Origin of the sequence: Paraburkholderia solisilvae (genome assembly GCF_902859875.1) — a bacterium.
GTDB classification, from domain to species: Bacteria; Pseudomonadota; Gammaproteobacteria; order Burkholderiales; family Burkholderiaceae; genus Paraburkholderia; species Paraburkholderia solisilvae.
On sequence record NZ_CADIKF010000101.1, the window covers coordinates 1 to 6,454 of the forward strand.

At 64.7% G+C, this 6,454-nt stretch carries 7 protein-coding genes; 2 read left to right on the forward strand and 5 right to left on the reverse strand.

Annotated elements, in window-relative coordinates; genetic code table 11:
- The first annotated feature begins 248 nt into the window (after window positions 1-248).
- The gene (gene murJ, locus HV675_RS31685) at window positions 249-1,799 is read left to right on the forward strand and encodes a murein biosynthesis integral membrane protein MurJ (RefSeq protein WP_175115406.1); all 1,551 of its coding nucleotides are present in this window, start codon (window positions 249-251) and stop codon (window positions 1,797-1,799) included.
- 5 nt (window positions 1,800-1,804) lie between these two features.
- Entirely contained in the window at window positions 1,805-2,647 is an 843-nt protein-coding gene (locus HV675_RS31690) for a SirB1 family protein (protein WP_175115410.1), read from the forward strand.
- A 162-nt stretch (window positions 2,648-2,809) separates the two neighbouring features.
- Here the strand turns inward: HV675_RS31690 and HV675_RS31695 are convergent, their stop codons facing one another.
- The 5 genes from HV675_RS31695 to lpxK form a co-directional block, all read right to left on the reverse strand.
- Window positions 2,810-3,568: a 3-hydroxyacyl-CoA dehydrogenase gene (locus HV675_RS31695; protein WP_175115407.1), complete on the reverse strand. Its 759-nt coding sequence runs from the start codon at window positions 3,566-3,568 to the stop codon at window positions 2,810-2,812.
- 306 nt (window positions 3,569-3,874) lie between these two features.
- Window positions 3,875-4,540, reverse strand: coding sequence for an adenylate kinase (gene adk / locus HV675_RS31700; protein ID WP_175115408.1), 666 nt, complete (start codon window positions 4,538-4,540; stop codon window positions 3,875-3,877).
- Window positions 4,541-4,781: 241 nt separating this feature from the next.
- Window positions 4,782-5,588 (reverse strand): 3-deoxy-manno-octulosonate cytidylyltransferase, encoded by an 807-nt coding sequence (gene kdsB / locus HV675_RS31705; protein ID WP_175115411.1) that lies wholly within the window; start codon window positions 5,586-5,588, stop codon window positions 4,782-4,784.
- A gap of 8 nt (window positions 5,589-5,596) precedes the next feature.
- Entirely contained in the window at window positions 5,597-5,800 is a 204-nt protein-coding gene (locus tag HV675_RS31710) for a Trm112 family protein (protein WP_063497163.1), read from the reverse strand.
- On the reverse strand, window positions 5,781-6,454 hold a 674-nt coding region (lpxK, locus tag HV675_RS31715; RefSeq protein ID WP_175115409.1), incomplete at its 5' end, for a tetraacyldisaccharide 4'-kinase. The genes HV675_RS31710 and lpxK, both read right to left, overlap by 20 nt.

A 6,454-nucleotide genomic window follows, 5' to 3' on the forward strand; every position in this document is an offset into this window, starting at 1 on the left:
GCAACCCCGCACGGCAACCCCGCACGGCAACCCCGCACGGCAACCCCGCACGGCAACCCCGCACGGCAACCCCGCACGGCAACCCCGCACGGCAACCCCGCACGGCAACCCGTCCCCGCGGCCTCAACCGTGCAGCACAAATTTCCCGCCAAATCCGGCCATCCGGCGAACGTCCTGCGCGCGGACGGGTCCGAATCGCGTTCTGACTCGTTCTTGCGCCCTGGGCGCACCCGTATAATAAGCGCCCCATGAATCTATTCCGAGCCCTGTTGACGGTCAGCGGCTTCACGCTGCTGTCCCGCGTGACCGGACTGGCCCGCGAGACGCTGATCGCCCGTGCGTTCGGCGCCAGTCAATATACCGACGCGTTCTACGTCGCGTTCCGCATTCCGAACCTGTTGCGCCGCATCTCCGCCGAAGGCGCGTTCTCCCAGGCCTTCGTGCCGATTCTCGCCGAGTTCAAGAACCAGCAAGGTCACGACGCGACCAAGGCGCTGGTCGACGCGACCTCGACGGTGCTCGCATGGGTGCTCGCGGCGCTGTCGCTGCTCGGCGTGCTCGGCGCATCGTGGGTCGTGCTGGTGGTCGCTTCGGGCCTGCGCACCGACGGCGACGCGTACCCGCTCGCGGTCACGATGACGCGCATCATGTTCCCGTACATCGTGTTTATCTCGCTGACGTCGCTCGCGTCGGGCGTGCTCAACACGTACAAGCACTTCTCGATGCCCGCGTTCGCGCCGGTGCTGCTGAACGTCGCGTTTATCTTCGCTGCGGTGTTCGTCGCGCCGCATTTGCGCACGCCCGTCTATGCGCTCGCATGGGCGGTGATCGCCGGCGGCATCCTGCAGTTCGTCGTGCAGTTGCCGGTGCTAAAAAAAATCGACATGCTGCCGCGCATCGGCCTGCGGCCGTTGCGCGCGCTCGCGCACCGCGGCGTGAAGCGCGTGCTCGCGAAGATGGTGCCGGCGATGTTTGCCGTGTCGGTTGCGCAGATCAGCCTGATCATCAACACGAATATCGCGTCGCATATCGGGCCGGGCGCGGTGTCGTGGATCAACTACGCGGACCGGCTGATGGAGTTCCCGACCGCGCTGCTCGGCGTCGCACTGGGGACGATCCTGCTGCCGAGCCTGTCGAAGGCGCACGTCGACGCGGACTCGCACGAATATTCGGCGCTGCTCGACTGGGGCCTGCGCGTGACGTTTCTGCTTGCCGCGCCCAGCGCGATCGCGCTATTTTTCTTCGCCGAGCCGCTGACCGCGACGCTTTTTCACTATGGCAAGTTCGACGGCCACTCGGTCGTGATGGTCGCGCGTGCGCTTGCCGCATACGGTGTCGGCCTCGTCGGACTGATCCTGATCAAGATCCTCGCGCCGGGCTTCTATGCAAAACAGGACATCAAGACGCCGGTGAAGATTGGTGTCGGCGTGCTCGTGTTCACGCAGGTGTGCAACTATATTTTCGTGCCGGTCTTCGCGCATGCGGGACTGACGCTGTCGGTCGGGCTCGGCGCCTGCATGAATGCGTTACTGCTGTTTATCGGCTTGCGGCGGCGCGGCATCTATGCGCCGTCGGCGGGGTGGACGCGCTTTTTCGTGCAACTGCTGGGCGCGTGTCTCGTGCTGGCGGGCGTGATGCGCTGGCTGGCGGCGAGCTTCGACTGGGTCGGCATGCACGACGCGCCGCTCATGCGCATCGTGCTGCTCGCCGCGTGCCTCGTTCTGTTCGCCGCGCTATATTTCGGTATGCTGTGGCTGATGGGCTTCAAATACGCGTATTTCAGAAGGCGAGTGAAGTGATCACGATGACGCGGGTTCTCGACTATTTCAGTACGCTTGTCGCCGAGGACGAAAGCCTGCCGCTGACCGAAGCGGCGCTTTCGCTCGCGCAGGATGCTTACCCCGATCTCGATCTGCAGGGCACGCTCGCGGAGATCGACGAACTGGTATTGCGGCTGCAGCGGCGCATGCCTGACGACGCGAGCGTGAAGCAGAAGGTCGGTGTGCTGAACCGGTTCTTCTTTCGCGAATTGGGCTTTGCCGCCAATGTCAACGACTATTACGATCCCGACAACAGCCATCTGAACGTCGTGTTGAAGCGCCGGCGCGGCGTACCGATCTCGCTTGCGGTGCTGTACCTCGAAATCGCGAGCCAGGTGGATATTCCAGTGCGCGGCGTGTCATTCCCGGGTCATTTTCTGCTGCGGGTGACGACGCCGGACGGTGACGTGATGCTCGATCCGACGAGTGGGCACTCGCTGTCCGAATCCGAAATGGTCGACATGCTGGAGCCTTATGTCGCGAAGGCGGGTGACTCGGTCGGCCGTGCACTGCGCATGCTGCTGCAGCCGGCGACGCGGCGCGAGATCATCGCGCGGATGCTGCGCAATCTGAAGTCGACGTATCTGCAAACCGAGCGCTGGCAGCGTCTGCTAGCGGTACAGCAGCGTCTGGTGATCCTGCTGCCGGAGAGCATCGAGGAAGTGCGCGATCGCGGTTTCGCGTATGCGCGGCTCGACTATCTGCGGCCCGCACTCGAAGACCTCGAGCGATATCTGGGTGATCGGCCCGACGCGGAAGATGCGACGGTGGTCGAATCGCAGTTGCAGGAGATTCGGCAGCGCACGCAGCATAACGATCGCGACTGACGGGGCTGCATGGCAGGTAAAGCGAATCGCGGAGTAGCGCGCGTCACCGCCGCGTAACGCCGCTTTCCATCACACGAAAAAACGCGTCGGCTCGAACGAAAAAGCCTGTCTGGCGAAATCCTTTCGCCAGACAGGCTTTTTTCACATGCGTCGCCGTGAGATTTACCTGGGCTGCATCCGTATCGCGCCATCGAGGCGGATCACTTCGCCGTTCAACATCGGATTATCGAAAATCTGCTTCGCAAGCAGCGCATATTCGACGGGTTTGCCTAGACGCGGCGGGAACGGCACCATCGCGCCGAGCGAGTCCTGCACTTCTTGCGGCATGCCGAGCACCATCGGCGTTTCGAAGATGCCCGGCGCAATCGTCATCACGCGGATGCCGTTGCGCGACAGATCGCGCGCGACCGGCAGCGTCATGCCGGCGACGCCCGCCTTCGAGGCCGCATACGCGGCCTGGCCGATCTGCCCGTCGAAGGCCGCGACGGACGCGGTATTGACGATCACGCCGCGCTCGCCGCCCGCAGTCGATTCGAGCTTCGCCATTGCGGCGGCCGCGAGCCGGATCATGTTGAAGGTGCCGATCAGGTTGATCGCAATGGTCTTCGAGAACGCGTCGAGTGAATGCGGGCCGTCCTTGCCGACCGTTTTCATGGCGGGCGCCACCCCGGCGCAGTTGATGAGTCCGCGCAGCGGGCCGAGCTTCGTTGCGGCGTCGACCGCTTGCGTCGCGTCGTCTTCGCGTGTGACGTCGCACTTGACGAACACGCCGCCGAGTTCCTTCGCAAGCTGGGCGCCGGCCTGCTCGTTCAGATCGGCGAGCACGACTTTGCCGCCGTGTTCGGCGAAGAGGCGCGCAGTGGCCGCACCGAGGCCCGATGCGCCGCCGGTGATCAGAAAGGCATTGTCGCGGATATCCATACGTTCTCCTTGGGCTGGGCGAGCGAAGCGTCGCGCGGCCGGATTGCGGATTTCATGTCGAACGACGATTGTAGCCGGTGTGGCCGGCCGGCAGAACGCGAGCAAACGGTATCAGGTCTCGCGGCCAGGCTCGCTGCGCGAATGATTCGGATCGCTGATCAATGAGCGGTAATCGTCCGCGCGCAGGTCACAAAAAAACCGCCCACAAAGGGGCGGTTTCCATGGAGCCGTTCGAGTCAGTCGCGACGACTGCCGAAGCGTGCAGCCATTTTGCCTATCGCAGCAAAGACGCGCGAAGCGCCATATTCACTTCAACGCGTCGAACACCCGCGTACGAATCTCGTCCACGCTGCCCAGGCCCGAAATACGCCGGTACTGCGGGGCTTTCAGCGAAGTCGACGGATCGCCTTTCTGCGCCCAGCTCTGGTAGTAGTCGACCAGCGGCCTGGTTTGCGCGACGTAGACATCCAGACGTTTGCGCACGGTTTCTTCCTTGTCGTCGTCGCGCTGGATCAACGGCTCGCCGGTCACGTCGTCGAGGTTGTCGACTTTCGGCGGATTGAACTTCACGTGATACGTGCGGCCCGATGGCGCGTGCACGCGCCGGCCGCTCATGCGGATGATGATCTCGTCGAACGGCACGTCGATTTCAAGCACGTAGTCGATCGCGACGCCCGCCAGCTTCATCGCTTCAGCTTGCGGCAGCGTGCGCGGAAAGCCGTCGAACAGGTAACCGTTCTTGCAGTCCGGCTCGAGCAGACGCTCCTTCACCAGGTTGATGATCAGTTCATCCGTGACGAGTTCACCGGCATCCATATAACGCTTCGCCTCGATGCCAAGTGGGGTGCCCGCCTTGACCGCGGCGCGCAGCATATCGCCCGTCGAGATTTGCGGAATACCGAACTTGTCCTTGATGAAGTTTGCCTGGGTGCCCTTGCCCGCGCCGGGCGCGCCCAACAGGATCAAACGCATGTGATATCTCCAGATCTCTATGTAAATTCTGTTTGGCGCGGGCGCGGATGCGCGCACATCACGCAGCTTCGTCTTGTGGGCCGCGTTGACCTGGCTCGCGCAATGCATCGCGCTGCACGTCGCGCGTTATAGCGCGACGGCGCTGCAACATGCAAGGTGGACTGCACAACGAGCGGACAAGCGGGGCGACAGCCTGCGAACGGGCGAGGGTTCGCTAACCGTCCGATTATGCCATGGGTTTTTACACGGACGGCCCGAAAAGAGCCTGTACGCGCGCGAGGTCGGCGGGGGTATCGACACCCGGCAGCGGGGTATCGGGCGTGACGAGCACCGCGATCCGTTCGCCATGCCACATCGCGCGCAGTTGCTCGAGCGCTTCGGTTTGCTCGATCGGCGAAATGGCGAGGGATGGATACGTGCGCAGAAATTTCGCGCGGTACGCATACAGGCCGATATGCCGGTAGACCGTCGCGGGCGCAGGCGGCGCGGGCATCGCGGCGATCTCGGGCCAATGCGGCTGCCATGCGTCGCGGGCCCATGGAATCGGCGCGCGCGAGAAGTACAGCGCGACGCCGCGCGCGTCGAGCACGACCTTGACAACGTTCGGATTGAACACTTCCGTGGGATTTGTGATGGGATGCGCGGCCGTCGCGATTGCGCAGCCATCGCTCGCCGCGAGGTGCGACGCTACGCCGCGCACCAGCGCCGGGTCGATCAGCGGTTCGTCGCCCTGCACGTTGACGACGATCGTATCGTCGCTCCAGCCCTGCTGCGCTGCGACTTCGGCGAGCCGGTCGGTGCCCGACGGATGATCGGCGCGCGTGAGCATCGCGTCGATGCCGTGCTCGCGCGCGGCATCGAGCACCGCTTGCGCGTCGGTCGCGATCAACACCCGCTGCGCGCCCGACTCGCGTGCGCGTTCCGCGACACGCACGACCATCGGCTTGCCGCCGAGATCGGCGAGCGGCTTGTTCGGCAGGCGGGTCGAGGCGAGACGGGCGGGGACGACGGCGACGAAGGGCGGGGGCGCGGCAGGAGAATGGACGATGGGAACGCTCACGCAACCGACCCCGGATTCAGGTCGACCGGCGTGCCTTCGACCGTTTGCCGCGCTTCGTCGACGAGCATGACCGGGATGCCGTCGCGAATCGGATACGCGAGCTTGTCGGCGTGGCAGATAAGCTCCTGGGCGGAACGATCGTAGCTGAGCGGGCCCTTGCAGATCGGGCAGACGAGAATTTCAAGCAGGCGGGCGTCCACGGAGTTTCTCCACAACGGATTCGATAAGGCGATGATCGAGCGCGGCTTCTACGGGGACGACCCAGATGCGCGCATCACGCCAAGTCCCCAATTTTACCGCATCCTTTTCGGTGATCAGGATCGCGTCGGCTTGCACATCCGCGAAAGGATTGATTGCGAACGCATAGTGGTCGGGCAGCGCGCGCGTGGCCGGCGCAATGCCGGCCGCGCGCAGCGTCGCGAAAAAGCGTTCGGGAGAGCCGATGCCTGCCGCGGCCAGCACCTTGACGCCTGTGAACTGCGCAAGCGGCCGGCGCAGATGCGGATTGTCGAGATGCCATGCGTCGCCGGGCGTCAATTGCAGCGCGTAGGTATTCGGCCACGGCGGCAGCGTGCGCTCGTACGGGCTATTGACCAGCGTGGCATCGCGGCGGCGCGACAGCGGTTCGCGCAGCGGCCCGGCCGGCAGCAGAAAGCCGTTGCCGCCGAGCCGGTGATCGAACACCACGAGCTCGACGTCGCGCGCGAGGCGATAGTGCTGCAAGCCGTCGTCGCTGACGATCACGTCGACTTCGCGATGCGCGGCGCGCAGCGCGCGCGCCGCGGCGACGCGGTCCGGGCAGACCCATACCGGCACGCCGGTGCGGCGCGCGATCAGCCGCGGCTCGTCGCCGG

Coding starts and splice junctions, on each gene's coding strand:
- murJ (WP_175115406.1), top strand. CDS start 249: ATGAATCTATTCCGAGCCCTGTTGACGGTCAGCGGCTTCACGCTGCTG.
- HV675_RS31690 (WP_175115410.1), top strand. CDS start 1,805: ATGACGCGGGTTCTCGACTATTTCAGTACGCTTGTCGCCGAGGACGAA.
- HV675_RS31695 (WP_175115407.1), bottom strand. CDS start 3,568: ATGGATATCCGCGACAATGCCTTTCTGATCACCGGCGGCGCATCGGGC.
- adk (WP_175115408.1), bottom strand. CDS start 4,540: ATGCGTTTGATCCTGTTGGGCGCGCCCGGCGCGGGCAAGGGCACCCAG.